Annotated in this window: 20 protein-coding genes and 2 pseudogenes; 10 read left to right on the top strand and 12 right to left on the bottom strand. The window is 72.1% G+C overall.

Translation table 11 applies throughout. The features are described from left to right. Positions 1-9: 9 nt before the first annotated feature. From AB0H83_RS46760 to AB0H83_RS46740, 5 genes are read right to left on the bottom strand one after another with little or no spacing between them, the layout of a single operon-like run. Positions 10-1,053 carry a glycosyltransferase gene (locus AB0H83_RS46760; protein WP_360108707.1) on the bottom strand — a complete coding sequence of 348 codons (1,044 nt, stop codon included), beginning with the start codon at positions 1,051-1,053 and terminating at the stop codon, positions 10-12. Continuing rightward, entirely contained in the window at positions 1,050-2,312 is a 1,263-nt protein-coding gene (locus AB0H83_RS46755) for an FAD-binding protein (RefSeq protein WP_360108704.1), read from the bottom strand. The genes AB0H83_RS46760 and AB0H83_RS46755 overlap by 4 nt, the downstream gene beginning before the upstream one ends. Next, the gene (locus tag AB0H83_RS46750; protein WP_360108701.1) at positions 2,305-4,431 is read right to left on the bottom strand and encodes an ATP-binding cassette domain-containing protein; all 2,127 of its coding nucleotides are present in this window, start codon (positions 4,429-4,431) and stop codon (positions 2,305-2,307) included. The genes AB0H83_RS46755 and AB0H83_RS46750 overlap by 8 nt, the downstream gene beginning before the upstream one ends. Further along, complete coding sequence (locus AB0H83_RS46745) at positions 4,428-5,540, bottom strand: hypothetical protein (protein ID WP_360108698.1); 1,113 nt, start codon at positions 5,538-5,540, stop codon at positions 4,428-4,430. The genes AB0H83_RS46750 and AB0H83_RS46745 overlap by 4 nt, the downstream gene beginning before the upstream one ends. Continuing rightward, on the bottom strand, positions 5,537-6,562 hold the full coding sequence (locus AB0H83_RS46740; protein WP_360108696.1) for a hypothetical protein: 1,026 nt from the start codon (positions 6,560-6,562) through the stop codon (positions 5,537-5,539). Before AB0H83_RS46740 ends, AB0H83_RS46745 begins: the two co-directional genes overlap by 4 nt. Positions 6,563-6,825: 263 nt before the next feature. On the opposite strand from AB0H83_RS46740, the gene AB0H83_RS46735 reads away from it, so the two are divergent. Next, positions 6,826-7,782: a DUF6734 family protein gene (locus AB0H83_RS46735; RefSeq protein ID WP_360108693.1), complete on the top strand. Its 957-nt coding sequence runs from the start codon at positions 6,826-6,828 to the stop codon at positions 7,780-7,782. On the opposite strand, the gene AB0H83_RS46730 is transcribed toward AB0H83_RS46735, so the two are convergent. The 5 genes and pseudogenes from AB0H83_RS46730 to AB0H83_RS46710 all read right to left on the bottom strand — a co-directional run. Further along, complete coding sequence (locus AB0H83_RS46730; RefSeq protein ID WP_360108690.1) at positions 7,734-8,570, bottom strand: hypothetical protein; 837 nt, start codon at positions 8,568-8,570, stop codon at positions 7,734-7,736. The genes AB0H83_RS46735 and AB0H83_RS46730 overlap by 49 nt on opposite strands. Next, entirely contained in the window at positions 8,563-11,334 is a 2,772-nt protein-coding gene (locus AB0H83_RS46725) for a thiopeptide-type bacteriocin biosynthesis protein (RefSeq protein WP_360108687.1), read from the bottom strand. Before AB0H83_RS46725 ends, AB0H83_RS46730 begins: the two co-directional genes overlap by 8 nt. A gap of 98 nt (positions 11,335-11,432) precedes the next feature. Then, entirely contained in the window at positions 11,433-11,615 is a 183-nt protein-coding gene (locus tag AB0H83_RS46720) for a hypothetical protein (protein ID WP_360108684.1), read from the bottom strand. A 127-nt stretch (positions 11,616-11,742) separates the two neighbouring features. Next, a complete protein-coding gene (locus AB0H83_RS46715) occupies positions 11,743-11,961 on the bottom strand; it encodes a Beta-galactosidase C-terminal domain (RefSeq protein ID WP_360108728.1) in 219 nt (72 codons plus the stop codon). A gap of 57 nt (positions 11,962-12,018) precedes the next feature. Beyond that, a pseudogene (locus AB0H83_RS46710) lies at positions 12,019-12,309 on the bottom strand (beta-galactosidase trimerization domain-containing protein); the annotation flags it as partial. 35 nt (positions 12,310-12,344) lie between these two features. Here AB0H83_RS46710 and AB0H83_RS46705 point away from each other — a divergent pair. Genes AB0H83_RS46705 through AB0H83_RS46685 form a run of 5 tightly spaced genes read left to right on the top strand, consistent with a single transcriptional unit; the run spans position 12,345 to position 16,333 of the window. After that, a complete protein-coding gene (locus AB0H83_RS46705) occupies positions 12,345-12,830 on the top strand; it encodes a hypothetical protein (protein WP_360108681.1) in 486 nt (161 codons plus the stop codon). Beyond that, positions 12,791-13,189 carry a sugar ABC transporter permease gene (locus AB0H83_RS46700; protein ID WP_360108678.1) on the top strand — a complete coding sequence of 133 codons (399 nt, stop codon included), beginning with the start codon at positions 12,791-12,793 and terminating at the stop codon, positions 13,187-13,189. Before AB0H83_RS46705 ends, AB0H83_RS46700 begins: the two co-directional genes overlap by 40 nt. 40 nt (positions 13,190-13,229) lie before the next feature. Continuing rightward, a complete protein-coding gene (locus AB0H83_RS46695; RefSeq protein ID WP_360108675.1) occupies positions 13,230-13,664 on the top strand; it encodes a hypothetical protein in 435 nt (144 codons plus the stop codon). Then, positions 13,661-14,158 carry a carbohydrate ABC transporter permease gene (locus AB0H83_RS46690; RefSeq protein ID WP_360108672.1) on the top strand — a complete coding sequence of 166 codons (498 nt, stop codon included), beginning with the start codon at positions 13,661-13,663 and terminating at the stop codon, positions 14,156-14,158. Before AB0H83_RS46695 ends, AB0H83_RS46690 begins: the two co-directional genes overlap by 4 nt. 36 nt (positions 14,159-14,194) lie before the next feature. Further along, complete coding sequence (locus AB0H83_RS46685) at positions 14,195-16,333, top strand: alpha-galactosidase (RefSeq protein ID WP_360108669.1); 2,139 nt, start codon at positions 14,195-14,197, stop codon at positions 16,331-16,333. Positions 16,334-16,358: 25 nt separating this feature from the next. On the opposite strand, the gene AB0H83_RS46680 is transcribed toward AB0H83_RS46685, so the two are convergent. Further along, on the bottom strand, positions 16,359-17,678 hold the full coding sequence (locus AB0H83_RS46680; protein WP_360108666.1) for a fibronectin type III domain-containing protein: 1,320 nt from the start codon (positions 17,676-17,678) through the stop codon (positions 16,359-16,361). Positions 17,679-18,251: 573 nt separating this feature from the next. Between AB0H83_RS46680 and AB0H83_RS46675 the strand changes: the two genes are divergently transcribed. Next, positions 18,252-20,096, top strand: coding sequence for an alginate lyase family protein (locus AB0H83_RS46675; protein WP_360108663.1), 1,845 nt, complete (start codon positions 18,252-18,254; stop codon positions 20,094-20,096). 78 nt (positions 20,097-20,174) lie between these two features. Here AB0H83_RS46675 and AB0H83_RS46670 read toward each other — a convergent pair whose 3' ends face one another. Next, complete coding sequence (locus tag AB0H83_RS46670) at positions 20,175-20,522, bottom strand: hypothetical protein (protein WP_360108660.1); 348 nt, start codon at positions 20,520-20,522, stop codon at positions 20,175-20,177. Between the two features lie 344 nt (positions 20,523-20,866). Here AB0H83_RS46670 and AB0H83_RS46665 point away from each other — a divergent pair, with 344 nt between their 5' ends. From AB0H83_RS46665 to AB0H83_RS46655, 3 genes and pseudogenes are all read left to right on the top strand, one after another. Next, complete coding sequence (locus AB0H83_RS46665) at positions 20,867-21,193, top strand: trypco2 family protein (protein ID WP_360108658.1); 327 nt, start codon at positions 20,867-20,869, stop codon at positions 21,191-21,193. A gap of 15 nt (positions 21,194-21,208) precedes the next feature. Continuing rightward, complete coding sequence (locus AB0H83_RS46660; protein ID WP_360108655.1) at positions 21,209-25,294, top strand: trypsin-like peptidase domain-containing protein; 4,086 nt, start codon at positions 21,209-21,211, stop codon at positions 25,292-25,294. Positions 25,295-25,463: 169 nt separating this feature from the next. Continuing rightward, positions 25,464-25,735, top strand: a pseudogene (locus AB0H83_RS46655) (integrase); the annotation flags it as partial.

Genomic DNA, 25,735 nt, shown 5'->3' with positions numbered 1-25,735 from the left:
TCGCGGTGGTCACATCGCCGGTGCGGCGGGCAGGCCCAGCAGCGTCCGGTACGACCGCAGGCTTTCCGCGGCACCGCGCGACAGCAGACCGGGCTCGGGCCGGCGCCCGCGCCGCAGCCCCGCGACGATCGCCTCCAGCCACACCCGGACCTCGGCCCCGGTCATGCGCACCTGGTAGCCGTCGACGCACTCCGGCGGTTCGAGGCAGACCCCGCCGGCGCCGACCGCCTCCGGCAGCCCGCCGACCCGGGTGGCCACGACCGGGATCCCGTGCACCGTCGCCTCGCGGGCGACCATCCCGAAGCTCTCCTGCCAGAGGCTCGGCGCCAGCAGGAGGTCGGTGTCCGCGTACCAGGAGCAGACGTCGGTCCGGTACCCCACGATCTCCACGTTGGGCAGGTCCCCCGGCGCGATCCCGCACCCGGCCAGCTCGGCGGCCGTCCACCGGCCCTCGACGAAGCGGAAGCGGAACGGCAGCCCGGCCTGGGCGCTCGCCTTGACCAGCCGCAGCACCACCGCGAGGCCCTTCGCCGGTTCCGGGTTGACGAAGGTGAGCCGGTACGGACCCCGGCGGCGTGCGGGAGCGGGGTCGCCGGGCGGGCAGGTGCAGGGGCGCAGCAGCGGCTCGATCGGCTGGGCGTCGCGGCCGGTCTGCGCCGTGAACAGGCGTTGCGCGAACCGGGACGGGACCACGACCCGGTCGGCCAGCGCGACGGTCGCCGGCACGGGCAGCAGGTCGGCGGCGGGGTGCTCCAGCAGCAGCGGTACGCCGGCCGCCCGGAGCGAGCGGGCCAGCGGGGTCTCCTCGCCGAGGTGCCCCCACAGCAGGGCGGCGTCCGGGCGGTCCCGCTCGATCAGGTCGTCGAGTCGCCGGTGCAGCGCCCGCAGCGCGGCCCGGTCGGCCGGCGGCACGCCCGGGTCCATCGGCCCGTCCAGCACGGTGACCCGCTCGCCGCCGGCCCGCAGCGCCGCGGCGAGCCGGCGCAGGTGCCCGGCCTGCCCCGACTGCCCGGCGGCGATCCGGTGGACGCTGGTGACCAGGAGGTGCTTCATCGGCCGGCCCTGGCCCCGCCGGTGCGGTAGACGGGCAGCCCGAGCCCTTCACGGATGCGGTGGAACGCGGCCACCCGCCGGCGCAGCAGCTCGACGCCGGCCGGGTCGTCCTTGCGGTAGACGAAGGGCGACAACCACACGGCCGCGCGGGCGTCCAGCGGCCGCAGGCTCCACAGCAGGTCCTCCAGGAGCGGCTCGGCCCGCACGGCGTCGGCGAAGGCGGTGACGACCGACGCCGCGAACGGCACCGCCGCGGTGTGCCACTCCAGCCCATGGGCGAGGTCGCCGACCTCCTCGGGACGGTCGCCGCGGCCGCCGAGGATGCGCAGGTCGTCCGGGTACGTCGAGGTCTGCAGGGTCAGGCGCTGCCCGTACTGGCGGGCCAGCCGCTGCACGTCGACGGCCTTGGCCCGCAGCAGCGCAGCGGAGCCGGCGGTGACCAGCAGGTCCAGCACGAGCCCGTCGTGGGCGGTGGCGACGCCCCGGGCCCGGCGGCGGGCCGGCGGCACCAGGATCGAGCCGCTCACCAGGTCCTCCAGGATCATCGCCCGCCAGCAGCGGATGAGGCCCTCGGTCGGCTCGGCGCCGGCGAGCACCGCCAGCTGCGTCGTGTGCGCGGGCACCGGCTGCAGGACGTGGGTCAGCTCGACCACGATCGGGCCGTACCCGGCGGTCTGGAACATCGACCCGTGCCGGTGCGGGCCGGGCGGGTAGGGCAGCGCCCGCCGGGCCCGTGCGTCGACGGCGTCCGTCCAGCCCAGCCGGGTGAGGGTACCGTCGCCCTCCATCACCAGGAAGTCGCGGCAGTGGCGTTCCCGTTCGCCGAGCCCGGCGAGCAGGCCACGGTCCAACGCGTTGCCGAGGACCGAGGTGTACGGCCCGGAGCCCGGGTCAGGCAGCTGGAAGCGGGCGCCCGCGTCGCGCAGCGCGGTGTTGAGCTGCGCGAAGGTCACCCCGGGCTGCACCGTCGCGAGGCCGAGCTCGACGTCCAGCTCGAGCCGGTCCAGTCGGGCGAGGCGGACGATCAGCCCCGGTTCGCGCACCCTCGCGTCGTCGTAGCCCCAGTTGCGGCCGCGGGCGTCGACCCGCCACCGCACGCCGCTGTCGTTGAGGACCCGCACCACCCCGGCGAGCGTGGCCAGGCAGGGCGGCTCCACCACCCAGTCCGGCGGGTACCCGTCCAGCACGGTGGAGCCGGCGGGCCGGGTCACCACGGCGCCGGTCCGCGCCAGCCGGTCGACCACCTCGGCGTCAGGCACCGGTGACCGCCGCGCGTACGCCGGCCACCACGCGGGAGACGCCGTCGCCGTCCCGGACGATGCTCAGCTGCCGGCTGCCGAGGTGCTCCCCGACGGGCCGGTGGCTGATCACGATCAGCGTCTCCACCCGCCGCTGGATCACCGACAGCAGCCGCAGCTCCATGTCCCGGTCCATCGAGTTGGTAGCCTCGTCGAGGACCAGCAGCTCCGGCCGGCGCAGCAGAGCCCGGGCCAGTGCGAAGCGCTGCACCTCCCCCGCGCTGAACGTGGCGCCGTTGATCCGCAGCGACGTGTCCAGGCCGAGCCGCAGCGGGCCTACCACGTCGCCGAGCTCCATCAGTGCCAGCATGTCGAGGAGCTCGCGGTCCTCCAGCCCGCGCAGGCCGCTGGCCAGGCTGTCGCGGATCGTGGAGTGCAGGAAGTCGGAGCGGGGCGGCACGTAACACACCCGGGGGCGCAGCCGGTCGGGGTCCCAGGCGCCGACCGGGATGCCGAAGACGAAGGCGGTGCCGCTGGGCGCCGGGTCCAGACCGCTGATGATCTGCGCCATCGTGGACTTGCCGATCCCGCTCACCCCGCCGACCGTGACCGTCTCGCCCCGCTCCACCAGCAGGTCCAGCCGCAGGTCGAACCGTTGCGCGGGGCGGTGCACACGGACCTGGTCGAGCACCACCGCGGGCGCGGACGGCACCGGCTCGCCCCGGGTGCCGGCCGCCATCACCGGCATGGTGAACAGGGTCGCCACGTACCGCAGCTGCCGCTCCAGCGTGGCGACGGTCGGCAGGTTCTGCGCGATCGAGGTCGCCGCGAACAGCACGGCGCCGCCGAGGGTGAGGAACCCGAACAGCTCACCGGTGCTGACCAGGCCGGCGGAGAGCAGCATCGCGCCCAGCACGAGGACCACGTACAGCCCGGCGACGCGCAGGGCGTTGGTCGGCCCGTGCACCCGGGCCAGGCGGTACTCCAGGGACCGCACCGACTCGATCAGCAGGTCGAAGCGGCGGCCGTGTTCGGCGCGCAGGTGCGAGACGGCGCCGATGCCGCGGAAGGTGGTCAGCCCGCGGCTCATCGTGATGAGGACCTCCTGGGCCTCGGCGTCCAGCCGCAGCTGCTCCTCGAACGTGCGGTTGATCGGCCGGCGGGCCAGCAGCGACAGCACAACCTGCACGGCGGCGAGGGCCACCACCACACCCGCCAGGGGCAGCGACAACGACGCCATGAACCCGAGCAGGATCAGCACGGCGACCGCGTCGGTGATCACCGACAGGGCCAGCTCCGTGCCGGCCGCCCGGACCTCCCGCGCGCTCTGCACCCGGTGCAGCAGCCCGCCCGAGGTCATCTCGGTCGTCGCCGACGTGCGGGTCATCCGGCCGGTCAGGTGCGCGAGCATGGCCCGGTCGAACTGCAGGCCCAGCGCGGTGAACTGGCGGTGCTGGAACCAGTACAGTCCGCTGAGCACGGCGCAAAACGCCGCCAGGACGGCGACCAGGGCACCGGCGCCCACCGTGCCCGTGGTGACCCGGTCCAGGTACGGCATCAGCACGATGTTGAGCAGGGTGAGGCCCGTGTACAGCACCAGGCTCACGGCGACCAGCGGCACCAGCTGGCGGGGGCTGACCTGGCCGGAGCGCAGCATCGGCCACAGCCAGGACGCCCGCGCCGCCCGGCGGGCCCGCCGGGCGGAGACGGCCCGGTTCCGGCCCCCGCCCCGGCCGGCGGGTGGGGCGGCGCCCTCCGGCGCGGGGTCGACCGGCAGCAGCACCCAGCCACTGGCCCGCTCCCGGTAGCCGTGCTCGTCCAGCCAGGTGAAGCCGAAGGCGGGGTCGAAGATCCGCACGCGGTGCCGGCGGCGGCGCTCGACGGTGACGAAGTGGTTGGCCCGCAGGTGCACGATGGCGCCGGTGGTCAGCGCGGCGAACGGGCAGTCCCGCCGCCCCTCGTAGCCGGCGCCGCAGACCTCGGCCGAGGTGTCGCGCAGGTCCCGCATGGAGCGTGCGCCGCGCACGGCCAGGGCCTCGCGCAGGGCCGGCACGGAGAAGTCGTACCCGAGCAGGGTCAGGCTCGTGATCAGCGCCTGCACGCCGCAGTCGTTGTCCTCCAGCTGCAGGCTCGACGTCATCGCCCCCTCCCGATCCCGGCCGGTGTGCCGTCCGGGAGGCTCACCGCGGTGCCCCACCACGACGGGGTGGGCCCCGCGCACTCCGCCAGCGCCAGCGCCACCCCGAACGGGCGCTCCAGCACCGACCGGACGAACGGCGTGTCGAAGACGGCGGCCACCGCCGCGTCGTCGAGCCGGTCGAGGTGGGCGGCGAGCCGCTCGGCCAGCCGCGCCTGCCGCTGCGGGCCGACCAGCTCGCGCCAGGCCGGGGACAGGCGGGTGCCGAGGCTGACCCCGGCGAGGCCGTGGCAGAGGGTCACGTCGGCGGTCGGGTCGTCGAGCTGCTCGTCGAGCCGGTCCAGCACCGCCCGGGTGACCGGGGCGCCGGCGAACGCGGCCAGCACCGCGGGGTCGGCCTGCGGCCCGGCGGCGGCGAGCATCCCCGCCGGGCCGGAGCACAGGGTGACCCCGCCGGTGCCCAGCGCGCCGGTGGCCAGGACTGCGGGCTCCAGCCGGACGTAGTCGTGCACGACCGCGTCGAGCGCGGCGGTCATGGCCGCGTCCCGGCCGTACCGCTCGCCGAGCAGGCGCAGCAGCAGCACGCCGCCGCTGCGGCCGTGGTACAGGTCGTTCCTCGTCCGCCGCACGATGGCCGCGGCGGTCTCCCGCAGCGACGGCAGCAGCTCGGCGCGGTCCGCCTCGCCGGTGGCCTCCCACAGCGCCATCCCGGCGCTGCCCGCGCCGTTGATCGGGTCCACGTCGCCCGCCTCGGCGGCCTGCCGGTACCGGGCGAGCAGCACCTCGGCGGCCCGTTGCCGGGCCGCCGCCACGCCGGCGTCCTCACCGTCCACCCCGTCGTCGAGGCAGTGCGCGGCCAACCGGTGCAGCAGCCAGGCGACCCGGTGGTCGGCGGGCGCCTCGTCCCGCAGCGCGAGCCGGGTCAGCGACGCGGCCGTCGAGCGGTGCCCGAGCCGCGCGGCGAGCAGGGCGAAGGCGGCCAGCACGTCGGCACTCGCCCGGCCACGCGCCTGCAGCAGGCTCAGGTACCGGCGCAGCAGCCGGCGGGCCGGCTCGACATCGACGGTGCTCTCGGGGCGCCCTGGCGCGTGCGGGAGCGGATCCGGCGTCACCCGCGCGCCCCCTGCGGTGCGGGCACGGCGGTGAGCAGCGTGCCGGAGGGCCGCATCGCCGCGTGGGGGCGCATCGTCAGCGCATCGACACGGGCCTCGCTCAGCCACCCGCGCAGCTGCGCGTCGCGGGAGTCGCACGCCTCGGCCAGGGCGACCACGGCGTCGAGGCAGACGTGGTACGCGGCGGAGAGCACCGCGTGGTACTCGGCGCGCAGGGCCGGCGCGAACGGTCCGAGCCGGCCGGCCCGCGCGAGCCCGTCGAGGCTCTGCAGCAGCCCGGTGAGGCCGCGCCGGGCGAGAACCACGCGGGTGTGGGCCTCGGCATACGCGGCGAACCAGGCGGAGCCGGGGGCCAGGCCGGCGCCGAGCACCTCCAGCAACCGCTCGGCCAGCCCGATCGCCACGCCCGGCATGTTGGCCAGGAAGAGCTGGGCGTCGGCGTAGATGCCCCACGGCCGCCCGGCCGGGACCGCCGACATGTCCAGCACCGCCTCGGGGCGCACCCGCACGCCGTCGGCGCGCAGCGTGTGGCTGCCGGTGGCCAGCAGCCCCGGACCCTGCCAGACGTGCTCGACCCGCAGCCGCGCCCGCTCGAGCACGACGGTGGTGCGCCGCCCCGCGACCGGCTCGCACCCCATGGCCATGAACGCCGCCCGGTCCGCACCGGAGCCGAACCGCCAGCAGCCGTCGACCACCGCGCTGGTGTCTTCGCTGGTGTCTTCGCTGGTGCGGACCCGCCCGGCCGGGGCGACGACGCCGTAGACCTCGTTGCCGCCGGCGTACAGCTCGGCGAGCAGGTCACCGCCGGCGTACGTGGACAGGTAGTGCGCGGTGCCGTTGCCGATCATGCAGAGCCACGCCTCGCTGGCGTCCTCGCGGGCGACCTGCCGGACCAGGTCGAGGCCAGCCGCCAGGCTCTGGACCTCGTCGGGACCGTCACGCAGCCACAACAGCGGGGCGGGCCGCCGCGCCGGCCGCGCGCCGGGCGCGGGCCCGGTCAGCGGGGCAACGGCGTTGCTCATACCCGTCTCTCCATGCTCGGTCCGTGCCTGCCCGCCGCCGGCATCAGCCTGGGAACGGCTGCCAGCTCCGTGCTCCACCTGCGCGTTGTCGCGGCGCGCACGGCCGGTCCCGGCGGGCGAGAGCCGAACCATAACAGCCGCCGGTCCGCGCCCGGTATGCGTTCGCTATTCGCCGGCCGACCATTGCGGGCCCGCCGCGACGTGGCCTAGCGTTCGGCGCAACCGGGGCAACCCTCGCCCTCGCGCGTGATCGGTGAGCAACTGTGGATGACGCTTCGCTGCGGGTGCCGGCGTTCCACACCCTCTGGACCGCGCCGAGCCGCGCCCGCACGCTCGAGCACACCGTCCCGCCCTGGGAGGTGGTGACGATCCTGCTGTCGGCCCGGTCGTGGCAGCGGTTCCACGGGCCGGTCCGGCTGCACACCGACGAGCACGGCGCCGAGGTCATGGACCGGCTCGGGCTGCTGGACCTCTACGCCGACGTCGACACGTCGCTGGAGGCGATCGACCCGGGCGAGATCGACCCGGTCGTCTACTTCACCGGCGGCAAGCTGGTCGCGCTCGCAGCCGAGCGGGCCCCGGTGGCGATGCTGGACCTCGACCTGTTCCTGCTGTCCCCGCTGCAGCCGGCCGGTGCCGACTTCGTCTACGCGCACCGCGAGTTTGCCCGCGGCGACGTCTACCCGCCGCTCTCGCGGCTGCCCGGCGCGCAGCGGGCCGCCGCCGGCGTGCCGGCGCGGGACTGGGCGGCCAACACCGCGGTGGCCGTGTTCCACGACGAGGCCCACCGCGCGGCGTTCACCGCCGCGGCGATGCGGTTCATGCGCGGCAACGCCGACCCGCTCGACCTCGACCCGGTCGCCCTGCCCGCGTTCTGCGAGCAGCGCCTGGTCCTGCTCGAGGCGGACCGGCTGGGTCTCAGCAGCGCCGCGGTCGTCCCGGCGGTGTGGGACCCGCCGCGGCGCGGGTGGTCGGGCGGCACCGCCGGTGCGCCGTTCCACCACACCTGGATCCGCAAGCGGCTGCTGCCCTACGACGCCCCGCAGCGCGAGCGGTACCTGCTGCGGCTGGTGCGCGAGGTGGCCCGGCACCACCCGGAGGACCTGCACCGGCTGACCCGGACCGCCGAGCTCGCCCCGATCGTGGCTCAGGTGGAGGCTCAGGTGGAAGCTCAGGCCCGGTTGAGCGCCGAGCGGATCCGTTCGTCGTCCACGCCGTAGCCCTCGACGAGGTACCGGCGGAGCATCTTGAACGCCAGCCGCGCCTGCTCAGGGGTGTCGTCCCGCTTGTCGTGCCACAGGTGGCCGTAGGCGGGCGGGGTGCCCACCCAGCCGACCCGGTGCCGCCAGACCGCGTCGAAGATGTTGGCCAGCGGCGCACCGGCCCGCAGCGTGAGATCCGTGGCGATGACCTGCTCGGCGACGACCATGTGCAGGTAGGGATCGCGGCCGGGGGTGGCCGGGTTGCCGGCCAGGAAGGCCAGGCCGGCCTCGCTGACCCGGCGGGCGAGCCCGGCGTCGGCCGCCCGGAACAGTGAGGTGTTGCCCACCAGCTCCAGCGACTCCGGCAGCGGCACTTCGGTCGGGTTGCACAGCGTCCGCAGGCCGGCGTAGTAGTCGACGTCGCCGAGCTCCAGGTGGGCGAAGTGCGAGCCCGGGCCGCGCAGGCGCAACGGTCCCAGCAGGTATGCGTCGGGGTCGACGACCACCGCGGTCGGGAACCGGCCCATCGCGAGCAGCTTGGGCAGCGCGAAGCAGGCCGCCCGGTCGTACCGCTCGTCGAGGCCGGTGTCGTCGAGCCGGGTGATCCGGTCGTAGTGCTCCAGATACCCCATCGGGCCGAGCCAGTCCAGCGTCGGCTCGTCGGCGAACAGCTCGATCGGGCCCGCATGGCGGCGCCAGGACAGCACGCTCGCCAGCCAGGTCAGCGCGATGATCTGCCGGTAGCCACGCGCCTGCGTGCCGGGCACCCGCCAGTACGCGTGCACCCCGGTCAGGCCCTCAGCCATCGTGCCCCTGCCGGGCCGCGCGGGCCTTGAGCAGCCGCGCGGCGGCCACGATGATCTCCGGTTCGCGGCGCATCGCCTCGGCCACCGGCATGCCCCGGTTGACGGTCATGTGGATCATGCTACGCAGCGCCAGCCGGCGGGCGTCGTCCCCCAGCTCCGGCAGGAAGTCCAGGGTCGGCTCCGGGCGGTCCAGCTCCCGCCGCAGGCCGTCCTCCAGGTCGGGCCGGCGCCGGCGGTACGTGGCCATCCAGTCCCGCTGGTCGCGCGAGCTGGGCAGCCGAGGGTCCAGCCCGCACACCTCGGCCAGCAACGCCAACGCGTCGTCCCCGGCGAGCTGCAGTGCCCAGGCCGCGATCCGGGCCGCCGCGAGCGTGTAGCGCGCGGGCTGCCCGGGCCGGGCGGCGAACTGGCGGGCCCACCGCGCGGAGTCCGCGCAGAAGTGCCGCAGCACCGCCGCGCGGGCGGCCGGGCCGCCGTACCGGTGGTCCTCCGGGACGTAGGGCCGCGTGTCGATCTCGCAGTGGTGGTGTGGGGACTGCGCGTGCAGGTGTGCCCGCAGGCCGGCCAGCAGGTCGTCGGCGGCGCCCGCCGGCCGGACCCGGATGCGCAGGTGGGGCCGGTCGTCGCGGTACCGGATGTAGAACAGCTCGGCGCGGTCCATCAGGGCGGTCACCTCGGGGCGGGCGAGCCAGCGCTCCACGGCCAGGTCCGGCGCGTACACGTGCCAGCCCGTCCACTCCGGGTCCGGCGCCGGTGGCCGCTCGATCATCCTGGAGACGGCCAGCCGCGGGCTGGGCCGCGGCTCGGTGCGCACCCACGGCACCCAGACGTCGTGCAGGTGCTCGCCGAGGTCGGAGGTGACCGGGCCGGCCAGCGGCAGCACCTCCTGCAGCATCAGCCGGCCGGTGCGGCGCAGCCGGCGCACCAGCCACCGCCGCTGCTCTGCGTCGGTGACGTCGACCCGCATGACCTTGTCCGGGACCACCTCGGTCACCTCGACCACCGGGCCGAGGCCCACCTCGGTGAGCACGCCGGCCAGCGCCGCCGGGTCGCCGGCCAGCGCGAGCAGGTCGGCCCGCTGCTGCGGGTCCAGCGCCACGCCGCGCCGGGCGAACAGACAGCGCCCGCCCACGATCCGGGGCACCACGGCGCCGCGCGGCAGCCCGTAGATCGGGTCGCCCATGCACCCCTCGGTGCTGTCCTCCGCGATCATGGCCAGCAGCCGGACCACCCACGGGTTGAGGTGATGGTCAAGCGCGAGCAGGCTGTCGAAGCGCAGGTCGACGAGGCGCCCGTCGGGGCGGTGCACCAGGTACAGCCGACCCTCCAGCACGGTCACCATCAGGTCGTCCGGCCCGAGGTCCCCGGGGCGGCGGGGCAGGTTGACGGTGAACCGGGGCCGGCCCGGCTCCAGCGGCCGCCGGCCGAGCGGCCACCGCTTGTCCAGGGGCTCCCAGGCCAGGTCCACCGCGAGCCGGTCGTCGGCGACGGCCGGCGGCGACGGCAGCTTCAACCGGTCGGCGAGGCGCGCGGCCGGCCCGGCGAACGCCTTGGGCGTCACCCCTTTGAGCCAGACCGATGCACCCGAGACCGGCTCGCCGAGCACCGCGCCGTACGCCATGCCGTGGCGGGCCTGGGCGACCGGCTGGGGCGGTTCGTCGTGCGCCGGGAACCACTGCTCGACGTCGAGGACCTGGTTCCACCAGTCCACCAGGGCGTGGTCGCGGCGCGCGGAGGGCACGAACAGCCGCCGCGGCGGCGTACGGGGCGTGGGCGGCGCGCCGTGTTCGCGCGGCTCGCGCCGCCAGCTGCCCAGCGGGTGGTCCTTCGGCGCGCTCAGCAGCCAGGACAGCGGGACCGCCGCGCCGGTGAAGGCGTTGTCCAGGTACGAGCGGACCAGCTGCGTGCGCTCCATGGGCGCGACGTTGCGCAGCGCGCGCTCAGCCCCAGCCACCAACTCCTGAGCGGCGGCCCGCGCGACGGTGGGCCGCACCTGCGTGTACGCCTCGACGAACTGCTCGGGATGAAACGGCCGGTCCTCGATCCGGAGCGCGCCGACCGGCTCTGAGACGGGCTCTGAGACGGGCTGGGAGACGGGCTGTGAGATCGGTCCGGCTGGGTCGAACGGCAGCGCCGGGGCGTGGGAGCGCAGCAGCAGCTGGCGCCGCCCGTACTCCTCGAACATGTCCTTGCCGAGGTCCGCGATCCAGTCCTGGGCGGGGCGCGGGCCGCTGTCGCGCAGCTCGGCCACGCGCCGCACGGCCGCGGTGGCGGGTGCGGAGACCGGGCCGCTGCGGTCGGTGCGGAAATACATCCACCGCCCGGCGTCGGCGGTGAGGGTGGGGTTGGCGAACCAGTCGCCGGTGGCCCGGACCGGGTCCACCCGGTGGACCAGGACCTCGGTCGCCAGGTCGACCCGCGTGGGCCCGGCGTGCTCCACCACGTCGGCGAGGGCGCTGAAGGCGAACAGGCCGAACGGGACCGGGCGGTGCCGGGCCCGGTTGGCGTACATCGCCTCGAGCGTCTGGTCGTCGCGCCAGCTCTGGTCCTCGTCGGCTGGCCGCCCGTAGCTCGCCACGTAGTGCAGGGCCAGGTCGAGCAGGCGCCGCTGGAGATCGTCCGCTGGGGTGTCCGCTGCGGTGTCCGCTGCGGTGTCCGCTGCGGTGTCCGCTGGGGTTTCCCGTGGGGTGTCCGCGCCGCGGCTCCCCGCCGCCGGCAGCATCGGTACCCGGATGAGGCACCACTCCTGAGCAGACAGTTCCACGTCGCGCCTCACCTAGCCAGGACAGTCAGGACACCGGCCCGTCCGGTGGCCGCGGGCTGCGATCGCCGGCGCCCACCGGACGGGTTGCACACAGCCTGTCAGTAACTCTGTCCGCAGCTCTTGCAGGTGATGGTGGCGGTGCAGGTGCGGCTCGTGTTGCAGATGCCGCTGCCGCCGGCGACCTCGTCCAGGCTCTCCAGCTGGATCTCGGGCAGCTCCAGGTCATCGAGGTCGATGAAGCTCTCGTCCCAGGACTGCGGCGTGTTCTCGTTGACGGCCATTGAAATCTCCTGCTGTCGGGGGCACAGGAGATCAGTTTCGCGGGCGGCGCTACCCGCTGCCTATATGGCCACTATGCGCCCTGACCCGGGCGCGACCCCGCCGTCGCAGCGAGCGTCCTGGTTGCCCTCATGGTACTTGACCTTCGGCGTCGACGTCTGCCCCGCCGGCCGCCGGCGGGGACTCCCCCGGCACGGCGAGGACCACCACGCCGCCGGCGGGGATGCGCACCGCGTCGTGCCGGGCGCCGGTCAGCAGGTCGGTGCCGGCCAGGCGCAGGCCGACCTCGGCGGCGGAGTGGTTGAGCAGGAACAGGTAGCCGGTGCCGTCGGGCCCGGCGCGGCGCACCACCTCCAGGCCGGGCGGCGGGTCCGGCACCGGGGCGGTCACGCCGGCCCCGGCGCAGACCGTGGCCAGCAGCCGCCCCAGGTCCGGGTCGGTGAGCCGGGTCCCCACGTACCAGGCCCGCCCGTTGCGGGTCAGCGCGGGCGCGCCGGCCAGCGGGCCGCCGGCGTACGCGGCCAGGACCTCGGCGCCGGTGGCGCGGCCCCGCTCGGACCACACCGTGCCGCGGCTACCGTCGTCCAGGTCGACCGCTTCGCCGGCCAGCAGCGGGAAGTACTCCTCGACCCGGACGCCGAGCAGGTCGGCGAAGGCGCCGGGGTAGCCGCCCAGCCGCACGTGATCGTGCTCGTCGACGACACCCTCACGGCCGAAGCGCCGTCCTGTCGGTGCTCCTGGCCGCGCCGATCCTGCTGAACTTCGCGCTGATCTGGGCGACCACGGCCGCGTCCGTCAGCCTGTCGTTCACCAGCTACAACGGCGTGACCGCGATCGAATGGATCGGCACGCGCAACTACGAGCAGATCGTCACAATCTACGAGCCGTTCTGGGGCGCGGTCCGCAACAACCTGCTGTGGCTGGCGGTCCTGGGCGTGATCGCGACACCGCTGGGGCTGTTCTTCGCGTTCCTGCTGAACAAGCAGATCCGCTTCAGCCGGTTCTACCAGAGCGTCTTCTACATGCCGGTGGTGCTGTCGCTGGCCGTGGTGGGCTTCATCGCCCAGCTGGTCTACTCGCGTGACCACGGCGCGCTCAACGTGCTGCTGCTGGGCAACGCCGAACACCGCTACACCCCACCGACTGGCTCGGCGACCCGAACATCAACATCTGGGCGGTGCTGGTCGCGGCCGTCTGGCGGCACACCGGGTACGTGATGATCCTGTACCTGGCCGGGCTCAAGGCCGTCGACCCGGCGCTGAAGGAGGCCGCGGCGCTGGACGGGGCCGACGAGCGCCAGCTGTTCTTCCGGGTGATCTTCCCGACCCTGCGCCCGATCAACATCATCGTGCTGGTGATCACCGTCATCGAGGCGCTGCGCGCCTTCGACATCGTCTACGCGATCAATTCCGGCCGCAACGGCCTGGAGCTGCTGTCGGTGCTGGTGACCCAGAACATCGTCGGCGAGGCCAGCCGCATCGGCTTCGGCTCGGCGATCGCCGTCATCCTGCTGACCACGTCGATCGGCTTCGTGGTCGTCTACCTGTCGCAGATCATCCGGGAGGACCGGCAATGACCCAGCGATTCCCGGGCAGCAGCGCAGCGGAGGTGACGGCATGACCGGAGTCGCGGCCGCCACCCGCGCTGCCACACCGACCAGCGCCGAGCCGGCCGCGCCGAGGAGCCGGCGACCGCTGCGGCCGGCGCGGATCGTCCTCTACGTCTTCCTGACCGTGGTCGCGCTGGGCTGGCTGGCGCCGATGCTGCTGGCGGTGTACGCGTCGCTGCGGCCGTACCAGGAGACCGCCCAGTACGGCTACTTCTCCTGGCCGCGCGAACTGTCGCTGGACTACTACCAGCAGGCGTGGAGCGGCGCGGAGATGCCGCGCTACTTCCGCAACACGTTCTTCATCACGGTCCCCGCCGTGCTGCTGACGCTGTTCTTCGCCTCGTTCGTGGCATTCGCGCTGGCCCGGTTCAAGATCCCGGGGCGCAGGACGCTGCTGGTCGTGTTCACCGCCGGCAACCTGCTGCCGCCGCAGGTCATGTGACGCCGCTCTACACGGCGTACACCAAGGTCCCCTTGCCGGAGTGGATGTCCAGCTCGCTGACGCTGTACGACTCGTACCTGGGCCTGATCGCGATCCATGTGGCGTTCCAGACCGGGTTCTGCGTGTTCGTGCTCTACAACTACACGCAGACCATCCCGGTCGAGCTGACCGAGGCCGCCGTGGTCGACGGCGCCGGTGTCTGGCGGCAGTACTGGCAGATCACCGTGCCGCTGCTCCGCCCGGCGCTCGGCGCGCTGGCGACCCTGGAGTTCACCTGGATCTACAACGACTTCCTGTGGGCCCTGGTGCTGATGAGCAGCGGCGACAAGCTGCCGGTCACCAGCGCGCTCAACAACCTGCGTGGCCAGTTCTTCACCGACTACAACCTCCTGGCGGCCGGCTCCGTCATGGTGGCCCTGCCCACGCTGATCGTCTTCTTCGCCCTGCGGAAGCAGTTCATCTCCGGTCTGACCCTGGGCGCCAACAAAGGCTGACGCCGGACGGTCCGGCACGACATCGAAGGACGGCCAGTGCCTCAGCTCCCCCTCCGGACACCGGTGCTGATCGGCGCCGACGCAAACCGCACCGCTGCCGTCGTGGTGCCGGACCCGACCGGGCTGCCACGGCTGGTCTGGACCGGTCCGGCCGGGCCCGGGCTGGACCCGGCGCAGATCGCCGCGGTGCGCGGCGGCGGGCCCCACCCGGACGACGACGGGGCCGACCGGACCGGTGTGGCGCTGCTGCCCGAGGTGTCCCGGCTCTGGCTGGGCCGGCCCGGGCTGGCCGGGTACCGGCCCGGCGGCGCGCCGCCGGCGACCGGCCGGGACTGGGCGACCGCGTTCCTGACCACCGACCTGACCGGCGACGCGGGCGGGGTGCGGGTCGAGGCGGCCGACGAGCGGGCCGGGCTGCGCCTGCGCACCGAGATCGAGGCGGGCGCCGGCGGCGTGCTGCGGACCCGGCACACGCTGACCAACACCGGCCCGGGCGACTACGTCGTGGACCACCTGGAGGTCGTGTACCCGGTGGCCGACCAGGTCGCCGAGGTCCTGGACCTCACCGGCCGGTGGGGCCGCGAGCGCAGCCCGCAGCGGCACCCGGTCACCGACGGGCTCTGGCTGCGCGAGGGCCGGGCCGGTCGGCCGCACTTCGACAGCCCCACGGTGCTGGTGGCCGGCGCCGCCGGGTTCGGCTTCGCGCACGGCCTCGTCCACGGGCTGCACGTGGCGTGGAGCGGCAACAGCCGGTACGCACTGGAGCGGCTGCCCTCGGGCCTGTCGCTGCTGCGCGGCGGTGAGCTGCTGCTGCCCGGGGAGCTGGTGCTCGCGCCGGGTGAGCGGTACACGACCCCGTGGGTGCTGCTGGCCGTGTCGGGCGACGGGCTCGACGGGCTGGCCGCGCAGTGGCACGAGCACGTCCGGGCGTTGCCGGCGCACCCGCGCGCGCCCCGGCCCGTCGTGTACAACGTGTGGGAGGCGACCTACTTCGATCACGACCTCGACCGGCTCACCACGCTCGCGGACCTCGCCGCCGAGGTGGGCGTGGAGCGGTTCGTGCTCGACGACGGCTGGTTCGGCGGGCGCCGCGACGACACCAGCGGGCTGGGCGACTGGCACGTCTCCCCGGAGGTCTGGCCCGACGGGCTCGGCCCGCTGGTCGAGCGGGTCACGGCCCGCGGCATGCAGTTCGGGCTGTGGTTCGAGCCGGAGATGGTCAACCCCGACTCCGAGCTGTTCCGGGCGCACCCGGACTGGATCCTCTCCATCGGCGACCGGCCGCCCCGCCGCTCCCGCCACCAGCTCGTGCTCGACCTCGGCCGGGAGGAGGTCCGCGAGCACCTCTTCGCACGCATCGACGCGGTGCTCGGCCAGTACCCGGTCCGGTTCGTCAAATGGGACCACAACCGGGTCCTCGCCGACGCGGGCTCGACGCCGCGCGGCGACGCGCCCGGGGTGCACGAAGCGACCCTGGGGTTCTACGCGCTGCTGGACAAGCTGCGCGCGGCCCACCCAGACGTCGAGTGGGAGAGCTGCGCCTCCGGCGGCGGGCGCATCGACCTCGGCGTGCTCGAGCGGGTCGAGCGGTGCTGGACCTCGGACATGACCGACGCGCTGTCCCGGCAGCTCATCCAGCGCTGGACCGGGCAGCTGGTGCCGCCGGAGTACCTGGGCAGCCACGTCAGCGCCCCGGTCAACCATCAGACCGGCCGGCGGCTGTCGCTGGACTTCCGGGCCGCCACCGCGTTCTTCGGCAGCATGGGCATCGAATGGGACCTCACCGCGGCCGACCGGCAGGAGCGGGCCCGGCTCGCCGAGTGGATCGCCGAGCACCGGCGGCTGCGCGGGCTCCTGCACGGCGGGCGGGTCTTCCGCGGCGACACCACCCAGCCCGCGGTGCTCACCCACGGCGTCGTCGCGCCGGACGCGAGTGCGGCGGTCGTCGCGTACGTGCAGCTCGACGACCAGGTGCACGAGCCGGAGCCGCTGCGCGTCCCCGGGCTGCCGGCCGGGCGGGACTACCTGGCCCGGCAGCTGCTGCCCGCACCCGGCGCGCCGCCGTGGCGCGGGGACGGGCTGCGCTGCTCAGGCGCGGTCCTGCGGGACGTCGGGCTCCCCGCACCGCCGCGGCGCCCGGAGACGGTCACGGTCGTCCACCTCACCGCGGTCTGAGCCCCGATGCTGCCCTGAGTCGCCGTCAGCCGAGCGTGCAGCCGATGCGGTTGACCGAGAACGCCTGCGGTCCGGCGCCCCGGTGCGCCCCGGCGAACGTGATCTGCAGTGACTGCCCGACCGGCAGCTGGTGGTTGCCGGCCGTGCTGTACACCGTCACGTCGGCGCCCCGCTGCTCGAACGTCGCACCGGTCATGGACCTGATCTGCTGGTGACCGGGGAACGTGAAGGTGAGGACCCAGCCGATCCAGTCGACGTTGCCGGTGTTGGTCAGGGTGACCGACGCGGCGAAGCCGTCGCCGCGGCTGCTGGTGACCGTGTACCGGGCCCCGCAGCCGAAGACCGGCGCCGGGCCGGTGCGGGCGGTGACCGGCGCCGACTGGGACGAGCGGTTGCCGGCCGCGTCCACCGCGACCACCACGAAGGTGTACGTCGTGTCGGGCGCCAGGTTGAACACCGTCTGCGACGTCGTGTCCGAGCTGGTGGCGAACGTGATGCCGAGGTCCGTGACGCGGTACACCTCGTACCGTGGCGGCGTCCGGTCGTCCGTGGACGGCCCCCAGCCGAGCTGCACGCTGGCGTGGGTCACCCCGGTCACGCTCGGCGGCCCCGGCGTCGACGGCGGCGTGGTGTCGGCGGTGCCCGTGGTCTGCACCATGACGAACGCGAGGTCGGAGCCGTTCTCGTGGGTGTCGATCGCCTGCACCCCGACGTTGTACGCGGTGCGCGGGGTCAGGCCGGTGAGCCGCAGCGAGGTCGTCGTCGTGGAGCCCAGCCGGACCAGCTGCCAGCTCGGCGTCCACCACCACACGTCGTACTGCACCACGCCGAAGTTGTCGGTCGAGGGCTGCCAGCTCAGCAGCGCCCCGGTGTCGGTGACCTCCGAGACGGTCACCCCGGTCGGCTCCGTGGGCGGGGTCGGGTCGGCCGGGAAGGGCAGCGACACCCCGGAGCTCGGCGGTGAGGTCTCCGACCAGTTGCCGGCCGCGTCGGACGCGCTCACCACGAACACGTACCCGCCCGGCACCAGGTCGGTGAACGTCACCGTGTTGGTGGTGGAGGTGACCGAGCGCACCGAGGCGGTGCTGACGAGGTCGACCCGGTACTCGACGACGCCGACGTCGTCGGTGGACGGCGTCCAGGTCAGCGTGACCGTGTGCGGTGTGGCGGCGACCATCGCCGGCACGCCCGGCCGGCTCGGCGCCTGGGTGTCCGGCGGCAGTTCCAGGGCTGCCCCGGCTGGTCCGGTGGGTCCGGTGGCTCCGGCGGGTCCGGCGTTCATCGTCACGGCGGCGAGCACCGCCGCCAGGATCAGCGGGGCACGGCGGCGAGTCCTGGCCAACATGCGGGCAAAGATAGAAGCCGCTCACTGTCATGTCCAGCCTTCGCTGGCGGTCGGCGGCTCCACCGCGCCGGCGCCGTGAAACGTACGCCGGCCCGCCACGGAACGGCGGAGCCGATCACCCCGTCGCGCCGGATCACGTACCGCACGCTCGTCGTCACCGATGACCGCAGGCATGCCGTGCCGCCACCCGGTGCAGCAGGAAAATAGCTGATGGAGCGCTCTCACAACCATCGACGCCGCGCCGCACTGGCCACCGAAAGCAGCCATTCCCTCACCTGCCGTCGCCGACGACACCCAGTACGAGCTGGCCTTCGACCTGAAACGGCGGCGTCGGAAGAACTGCAAACAACATTGCTTGATGTTTTTGTTATCGAATCCCAGTCGTTCATCTAGAGAGCGCGTTCTATGCTTCCGCGGAATGTTTCCGTGATGGTGGCGCACCGTGAGCAACCGAGGAATTCGAAGTTTGAAATTTGGCTTACGAAATCCTTAAACGTTGATTCGGTGGCGTCACCCGCATCCGGGTGCACGCCTACTGTGCGGGCACCACGGTCGATACGATATGGGGCTCCAATGAGGCTGAAGAGCCTGCGGGTGCGAGGCTCCCGCAGAATCTGGATCACCGTCGGCGCCGTCGCCGCGGTGCTGGTGAGCACGGGCGTCGCGGTGGCCGCCACCTCCTCCAACGCGTCGTCGCAGTTCACGGTCGTGAAGGGCTCGATCCGTAAGGCGACCGGGACACCGCGGCCGGCGTCGGGCACCGAGGCGGTGCTGTGGAGCGGCGCGAGCGTGGCGACCACGACCATCAGCGGGTCCGGCCGCATCCTGATCGGCGCGGTCGGCGACGAGTGCGACGGCTGGCCCACGATCCGGGTCTTCGTCGGCGACCGCCGCATCGGCGACACCACGATCGTCAACCACACCAAGTACGGCACCTACGGCATCGGCCCGGAAGGCGAGTCCGAGCTGCCGGAAGGCAAGCACACCGTGCAGGTGCACTTCGTCAACGACAAGTACGCGAAGGGCCGGTGCGACCGCAACGTCGCGCTCGGGTACGCGCGGATGGAGTACCCGTCGGGCGACAGCAACCCCACCGGTGGGCCCGCGACCGGCGCGGCGCCGGCGAGCAGCCACCCGCCCGCCTCGGCCACGCCCACCGCGACCGGGACCGCAAGCGGCGGGTTCGTGCACCCCGGCATCGGGGTCAGCAAGTCCCAGCTCGACCTGATCAAGGCCAAGGTCGCCGCCGGGCAGGAGCCGTGGAAGTCCGCCTACAACCGGCTGATGAGCCAGTCCGGGTTCGGGCAGAAGGCGTCCTCGCTGAGCTACGTGCCCAAGCCGGTGGCCGTACTCAAGTGTGCGACCGCCGGTGGCCGTGACTTCATCAACGCGCACCCGGAGCGGACGGAACTCAAGGAGCAGGGCTGCGAGGAGCAGACCCAGGACGCCATCGCGGCGCTCACCCACGCCCTGCTGTGGTACATCAACGGCGACGCCAGGCACGCCCAGAAGTCCATCGAGATCATGAACGCGTGGTCGGGCACCCTGCGCGAGATCTGGTTCGACCAGCCGCGCAAGGACGACGGCGGCTTCATCTACGGCAACGGCAAGCTCCAGGCCGCCTGGACCGGCGAGACCATCACCCGCGCCGCGGAGATCATCCGCCACACGTACACCCCGGCGGCCGGGCAGGAGACGTTCAACGTGGCGCGCTTCTCCAAGATGCTCAAGGAGGTCCTGCTGCCGCTCACCATCGACAACTGGACCGGCGGCGCCGCCAACTGGCTGATGTCCACCACCGACGCCACGATCGCGATCGGCGTGTTCACCGACGACCGCGAGGTCTTCCTCAACGGCATCGGCGACTGGCGCAAGCACGTGCCCGCCTCGTTCTACCTGAGCACCGACAAGCCGTCGCAGCCGCAGCTGGCCGGCTCCCCCATCCCGCCGCCGGGCACCAACTACGACAAGGCGAGCATCACGCCGGAGAGCATGAAGAAGTACTGGTACAGCGCGGTGAAGTACGTCGACGGCCTGTCCCAGGAGACGTGCCGTGACCTCGGGCACACCGTGATGGGCCTGGAGGCCACGGCCTACGCCGCCGAGACCGCCCGCATCCAGGGCATCGACCTGTGGGGCGAGCAGAAGAACCGCCTCGTCGCGGCGCTGGAGCTCAACGCCTCCTACGTCACCGCCTCCGCCGCCGGCAACACCCAGCCGTCGAACTGGGCCTGCCCGAAGCCGATCGACCTGGGCGGCGCCGCCCACAAGCTCGGCTGGGAGGCGGGGTACAACCACTACGTCAACCGCCTCGGCATGAGCCTCCCGCAGACCAAGAAGGTCCTCGCCGCCGGCCGTCCCACGGGCGCCGCCCTGCACATGACGTACGCAACCCTGCTGTTCGGAGCGCCCCTGTAACCGAGGCCCATCCTCGACAAGCGGTCCATCAGGCGGGCCGGGAGCAACGCCTCCCGGCCCAGGGCCCCGGCAAAGTCGTTAGGTGATGCCGAGTAGGGCGAGTGGGCGGTTGGCGTTGCGGGCGTGGTGGCGGTTGGCGGCGGCGATGTTGGTGGCGCCGGCGAGGCGGAGGGCGCCGATGGCGGCGTTGCGGAGGGTGGCCATGACTTGGGGTCCGGCGCCGGTGCGGATCTGGGATCGGTCTTCGTCGTAGGTGACGTCGCGGACCCAGTGGGTCTTGTTCTCGATCGACCAGTGCCCGCGGATCCAGTCGGCCAGGTGGAACGGTTTCGCTTGATGGGCAAGGAGATCGGTGATCGCGTAGACGGTTTCGGTGGTGAAGCGTCTCGGCTCGTCGAGCCGTCGGCGGCCGCGCCGGATCCGCATTGCTTGGGCGGCGTGGGGAAGTCGATACCGGTCGACACGGACAGAATTTTCAGGGTGCGGATCTCCCGGGGTCCGTGGCCGCGGGCGGTGTCCCGGTCGGCGTCGGGGACCAGGTTCCAGGGCAGGCCGGCCAGTTGGTGGCGGGACAAACCTGCAAGACGATCACAGCGAGTTAACCAAACAGAGTCAACGCCGGGGCCGTGGTCTCACCCCGGCCAATCACTGACTACCTCAATAAACCCAGATCAGCCGTTAATTTGACACTCCCGAATGGACCCGACAGTGCCCAATGGGGGAGGATGTCGGGTGCAGTTGATACAGTCCGGTGGAGCGGTGGGGAGCGCGTGAGTTCATTGGGAGAAGATCAGGAGATCGGCCTGGCAGCCGCTCTTGGCGCGATACGGCGTGAGCTGGCCGAGGCGATGAACGCGGCCGAGACTGAGGGCGGACCCGTGCGGCTTAGTATCTCGTCGCTCGAACTGGAGCTTCAGACTACGCTCACCCGGGCCGGGGACGTGGACGGCGGCATCCGGGTCTATGTAATCTCCGCCGGAGCGAAAGTGTCGGAGAGCCGCAGCGACGTGCAGACCCTGCGGATCCAGCTCGATGCCCGCACGCTCACCGGAGAGCCGGTACAAACGAACGACGGAGTGCGCCAACTGCCGCGCTGAGCCAGGGCGGGTGCGATGCCAAGGCACATCGAACCGAAGCCGGACCGCGTGGCCCGGGTCGTTTTGGACATACAAGCAGCTAATAAACCTTTCTCCACCGGATACCGGATCTCCGACCGGTTAGTGCTCACTGCGGCACACGGTCTCGATAACGCGTCTATCGACGATGGCCGCGATGGTTTGCCGATTCTCGTGGACCTCGACGGCGACGGCGAGTGGCGGCGCGTGACCTGCGTATGGCGGGACAAGGGCGCGGATCTGGCGCTGCTGCGATTCGACGATCCGCTGCCGGGACGGGTCGAGCCGGTACGGCTAGGGCGAGTGGACCGCACGAGGGCGATGACGGTCAGCGCCCAAGCGATGGGATACCCGAAACACACAGAGATCACCGACAAGGTCACCAAAGACTCATGGCGTGGTCGAGCTCAGACCCTGTGCCAGATCAACACTGCTAACACCGGCAAGCCGGGGACCCTTCGGGTCCAGATCGATAGCACGCCAGCGCCAACGCCACCCGGCGACAGCCCTTGGAAGGGGATGTCCGGCGCGGCGGTCTTCACCGGGCACTCCCACCTGTTGGTCGGAGTGTTTCGGGAGCATCTCCCGGCAGCCGGGGCGAGTGCTCACGAGATCACCAGGCTCGATGCGGTCGCCGATCAGCGGTGGCGTGACCTGCTGCGCGCCGAGGGCATCTGCCCAGACCCGCGTCCGGTGTTCCCCGATCGGTGGAACGAGACCTGCCGTCACCTGACCCCGCACGGGGACTACATCGACGATTTGGCCGCTAGATGGCCCTCTCTCACCGCCGACGGACTGTCCTTCGTGGATCCGGGCGACCACCCGAGCGCGCCAGAGAACGTCCTGGCCGTGCTGACCGATATGGCCAGCGGTGCGCATCCCAGGATCGGGCTAATGCTCACCGGCATACCCGGTATCGGCAAGACCCGACTGTGCCTGGAGACCGCCGCGCTCGCCGACCGTAAAGGGTGGAACGTCGTTCACCTCCGTGTTCGGGTGTCCCTTGAGGACGTATGGAAAAGCGTTGAGGCGCTGCCTTCTCGGGTGCTGCTTGTGGTCGAGGACATCGAACTGCTTGCTGACACGTCCATGAAGACCATCGACGACCTGCGAGCAGAGGCTCGTAACAAGGGTGTGGAGATGGCCATCCTGACGGCTGCCCGCTCGACGGCGCTGCGCTATGTCAACAGTTGGACGCTGATGCCGCGCGAGACTTTTGAAGAGGTCGAAGTCCGCTGCGACCAGCACTACCAGGCCAACATCGGCCGCCGGGCGGTGCAGAGTCTCGCCAAGGACGCCGTGGAGCAAGCGGGGGAGGCGGTCGAGGCGCACCTGGTGCGAATCTGCCGTGGCATCCCAGCCATCGCCGTGCTGCTCGCGGCCTACTACAACGGCGAGGTGATCGCCGGACGGAGTGTGGGCACGGCGGTTCCCCTCGGCGCCCAAGGCATCGCCGGCTGGCTGCGCAAGGTGCTGGATAGGGAGGAGCTGAGGCTACCGTCTGTGGGCCCGTCGGAGCCGGACCCCGAACCCGATGGGGTGCTGGTCACCACCGCGTGGATCGCCGCGGCTGCCCCGCTCGATTCGAAGTCGCTGGAAGAGCGCCTCAAAATACGAGGCAAGATCCTTAGTCGGTTGGGTCGTGAGTGGAAGCCCCAGAATCTAGTTGATTTGCTGTGCAGGGCGGGAGTTCTGGCCAGGCGCGGCGACACCGTCCGGGTGGTGCATGACCTCTACGCCGACCAACTCCTCGGCGAGGTCCTGGTCGAGCGCGACTCTGAGACCATCCGATTGGAGATCCTCCACGAGACCCTCAAACCCGGTCTTAGCGACCACCATGTGTTGCGGAATGTCGCTCGGGCGGTGAACCGGCTCCGCGAGGCGCTCGACGACAAGCCGGGAGACGCACTCGTCGCCGCCGTGCAGGGGTGGTGCGGAGACAAAAAAGACAGAACAGCAGCCCTGAGGACGTTCCTTGGCCGCGACCCGGACGGCCAGACGCTGCACACCCTGCTGCGCCTGCCGACCTGGCAACATGCCACACGACGCCTCGTGGAGCCGGTCGCCGAGATCTGGCTGCAACGGCACTTCCGAGAGCCGCGTGCCCGTGACGGTGTCTTCGCCGTCGCATCGTGTCTGGATCCCCGAGTCGGCTACCCCTATCTGCTCGGCTGGATCACCAACAACGCCACCAACCCCGCAGCGGCATACGCCTTTCACCGGCTCTCGCCACCGGAAGACCTCGATTCCGAGTTCGGCGAATGGACCATGGAGCGTGCCTTCAAGTGGTTAGCCCACCACGCCCTGCACCCCAGCGCCTCGTTCGTCCTCGACAAATTGCTGAACACCCACCACGGTTTCGGCCTACCCCATGACCATCCACTCGCCGCCCGCCTTGTCGCCTGGGCCCGAGCGTGGCTGCAACGCAACGGCGCAACGCCCAACGCGAGCTACGTGGCGCCGCGGCTCGTCCAGCGCCCGGAGCTGACCGGCCGGGAGCTCGAGGCCACCGCCAGGTTCCTGCTCGATACGGTGGCTCCCCGGGAGCCGCACAATGCCAGCTTTGCCTTGGTGCCCGTCCTCCGCCGGCATCGCCACCACGGGGGCCTGCCGGACGATGTGTTCGACCAGGCCGTGAAGGATTCGCTGCGGTGGCTCCAGGACAAGCGTTACGGTCGAGGATCCCGGGCGATGTTCGTTCTGGAAAACTTGATCTCTCCCGATCTTCCCGGCCGCGACGATCTGCCCCGTGCCGTGCGGCTTGCCTTGGAATGGTTGCGCCTGAACGCAGCCCTGCCGGAAGCGGGCCGGATAATGAAGCCCCTTCTCGACCTAGCTCGTAAGGAGACCGACCCGTGGGCGCGGCTCGCCGAGGACGAGTCCGCCGAAGTGGCCCGGCTGACCCTCAGCTGGCTGTCCAACCCACAATCGGTGCAGATCAACCGAATCGGCGTCTACCGGATCAGCGTCCTCGGCGCACTGCTGCATACCCGCCTCCTCGACGACAACAGCAACGAGCTGCGCCAGTGGGTCGAGGAGGCGCTGAGGCTGTATCAGCAGACGCCGAACCCCATGGTGGGGCGGGCCCTCCTCCCGCCGCTGCTCAACAAGCGAACGCTTCCCGCGGAATTCCGGACCGATCTGCTGGATGCCGCCTTCGACCAATTGCGCCGCCATCCCCGCAGCGAGCACACGGCCCACCCGCTGACGTCGTTGTTGCGCCGCACCGATCTCACCGCCGAGGAGTACGGCACAGCGATGACCGCGACGCTGGGTTGGCTGGATGCGCACCCATTCCGCAGCAATGCGATCCTGCTGTTGTCCACCGCGTTGCAGAATCGCCGGGCGGATCGGGCCGACCGCGGCAAGCTGGCCGACCGCGCCGTCAATATGCTGACCCGGCGGTTGCTGGAAAGCAAGCAGGGCCATGATCTGATCAAAAAACTCCTGACGCACCGTGCTGATACAACCCCCGAGTGGAACCGGTTCGTCGCCCGATCATGCCACCAGGTCACCGCCGCCAACATGCCGCCCGACACCGCCAAGGTGCTGCGCCTCATGCTGAAGGGCGCCGACCTACTCGACGGCCGGGTGCTGGAGAGCCTCCACACGACCTGTATCAGCTGGTGTGCGGCCAACTCCCGCTCCAACTGGGTGCTTGACCTGCTACCCCCGGTGCTCGGCAACCGTGCCCTTCCACCGCCGGCGCGGCGCCGAGCCTCAGAAATTGCCTGCGAGGGACTCGGCCCCGATACCGCGAGGGTCTCCAGCAGCGGCAGGCTGCTTGTCGCGCTACTGCGGGACGGTGACCTCGGTGACGCCACGACAGCTGATCGGGTGGTGAAGATCTCGCTCGACTGGCTTGATGTGTGGTTGGACAGCGGCAACGCCTTCGAGGTGCTGCAGCAGGTGGCGCACCGATTGCGGCAGGACTACGGAGCGGGCCGGGCGCGAGTGGACGTCGAGCAACGCGCGGTCGGACACCTCGACGCCTGGCCGGACCGGCACCCGCGCGCGAGCCCGGAACAGCGGGCGACCGCCGAAGCGCATCGTCGCGCCCTCGGCGGCCCTGGTCGCGAGTAACGGAAGCACCCCTTTGCGCCGCTTCTCGTGCCCCTCTCGCCTGTACCTGCCGAAAAACACGTCCGTGCTGGTCAGATGGTGTTTCCGGCACACAAATCCGATCTTGGTTCGTCGGGTCACCGCGAGCCCCTTGCCCTCGCCGGCAGTGATTGCGCGATGATGCTGACCCATGCTGCTGCGACTGGCGTACCCGGGTATCACGAACGCGTTTGCGTTGCTGCGGCTGCTGCCGGGCAGTGCCCGGGATAAGGATGCGGAGATCCTCGCCCTGCGGCACCAGCTCGCGGTGCTGCACCGCCAGCTCGGCGGGCAGCGAGTCCGGTTCGAGCCGGCCGATCGGGCGGTACTGGCGGCGCTGCTGCACCAGGTGCCCCGACCGAACCTGCAGCATCTGCGGCTGTTGGTGCGGCCCGACACGGTGCTTCGCTGGCACCGTGACCT

The sequence above is a fragment of the Dactylosporangium sp. NPDC050688 genome, assembly GCF_040654515.1.
Taxonomy (GTDB): domain Bacteria; phylum Actinomycetota; class Actinomycetes; order Mycobacteriales; family Micromonosporaceae; genus Dactylosporangium.
This window is presented reverse-complemented; position numbering and strand designations above follow the sequence as displayed.

What these genes read in the sequence shown, in the direction of transcription:
- AB0H83_RS46720 (WP_360108684.1), bottom strand. Translation starts at nt 11,615, where the DNA reads ATGGCCGTCAACGAGAACACGCCGCAGTCCTGGGACGAGAGCTTCATC.
- AB0H83_RS46730 (WP_360108690.1), bottom strand. Translation starts at nt 8,570, where the DNA reads ATGGCTGAGGGCCTGACCGGGGTGCACGCGTACTGGCGGGTGCCCGGC.
- AB0H83_RS46675 (WP_360108663.1), top strand. Translation starts at nt 18,252, where the DNA reads ATGAGGCTGAAGAGCCTGCGGGTGCGAGGCTCCCGCAGAATCTGGATC.
- AB0H83_RS46750 (WP_360108701.1), bottom strand. Translation starts at nt 4,431, where the DNA reads ATGACGTCGAGCCTGCAGCTGGAGGACAACGACTGCGGCGTGCAGGCG.
- AB0H83_RS46740 (WP_360108696.1), bottom strand. Translation starts at nt 6,562, where the DNA reads ATGAGCAACGCCGTTGCCCCGCTGACCGGGCCCGCGCCCGGCGCGCGG.
- AB0H83_RS46760 (WP_360108707.1), bottom strand. Translation starts at nt 1,053, where the DNA reads ATGAAGCACCTCCTGGTCACCAGCGTCCACCGGATCGCCGCCGGGCAG.
- AB0H83_RS46670 (WP_360108660.1), bottom strand. Translation starts at nt 20,522, where the DNA reads ATGCGGATCCGGCGCGGCCGCCGACGGCTCGACGAGCCGAGACGCTTC.
- AB0H83_RS46660 (WP_360108655.1), top strand. Translation starts at nt 21,209, where the DNA reads ATGCCAAGGCACATCGAACCGAAGCCGGACCGCGTGGCCCGGGTCGTT.
- AB0H83_RS46695 (WP_360108675.1), top strand. Translation starts at nt 13,230, where the DNA reads ATGACCGGAGTCGCGGCCGCCACCCGCGCTGCCACACCGACCAGCGCC.
- AB0H83_RS46680 (WP_360108666.1), bottom strand. Translation starts at nt 17,678, where the DNA reads ATGTTGGCCAGGACTCGCCGCCGTGCCCCGCTGATCCTGGCGGCGGTG.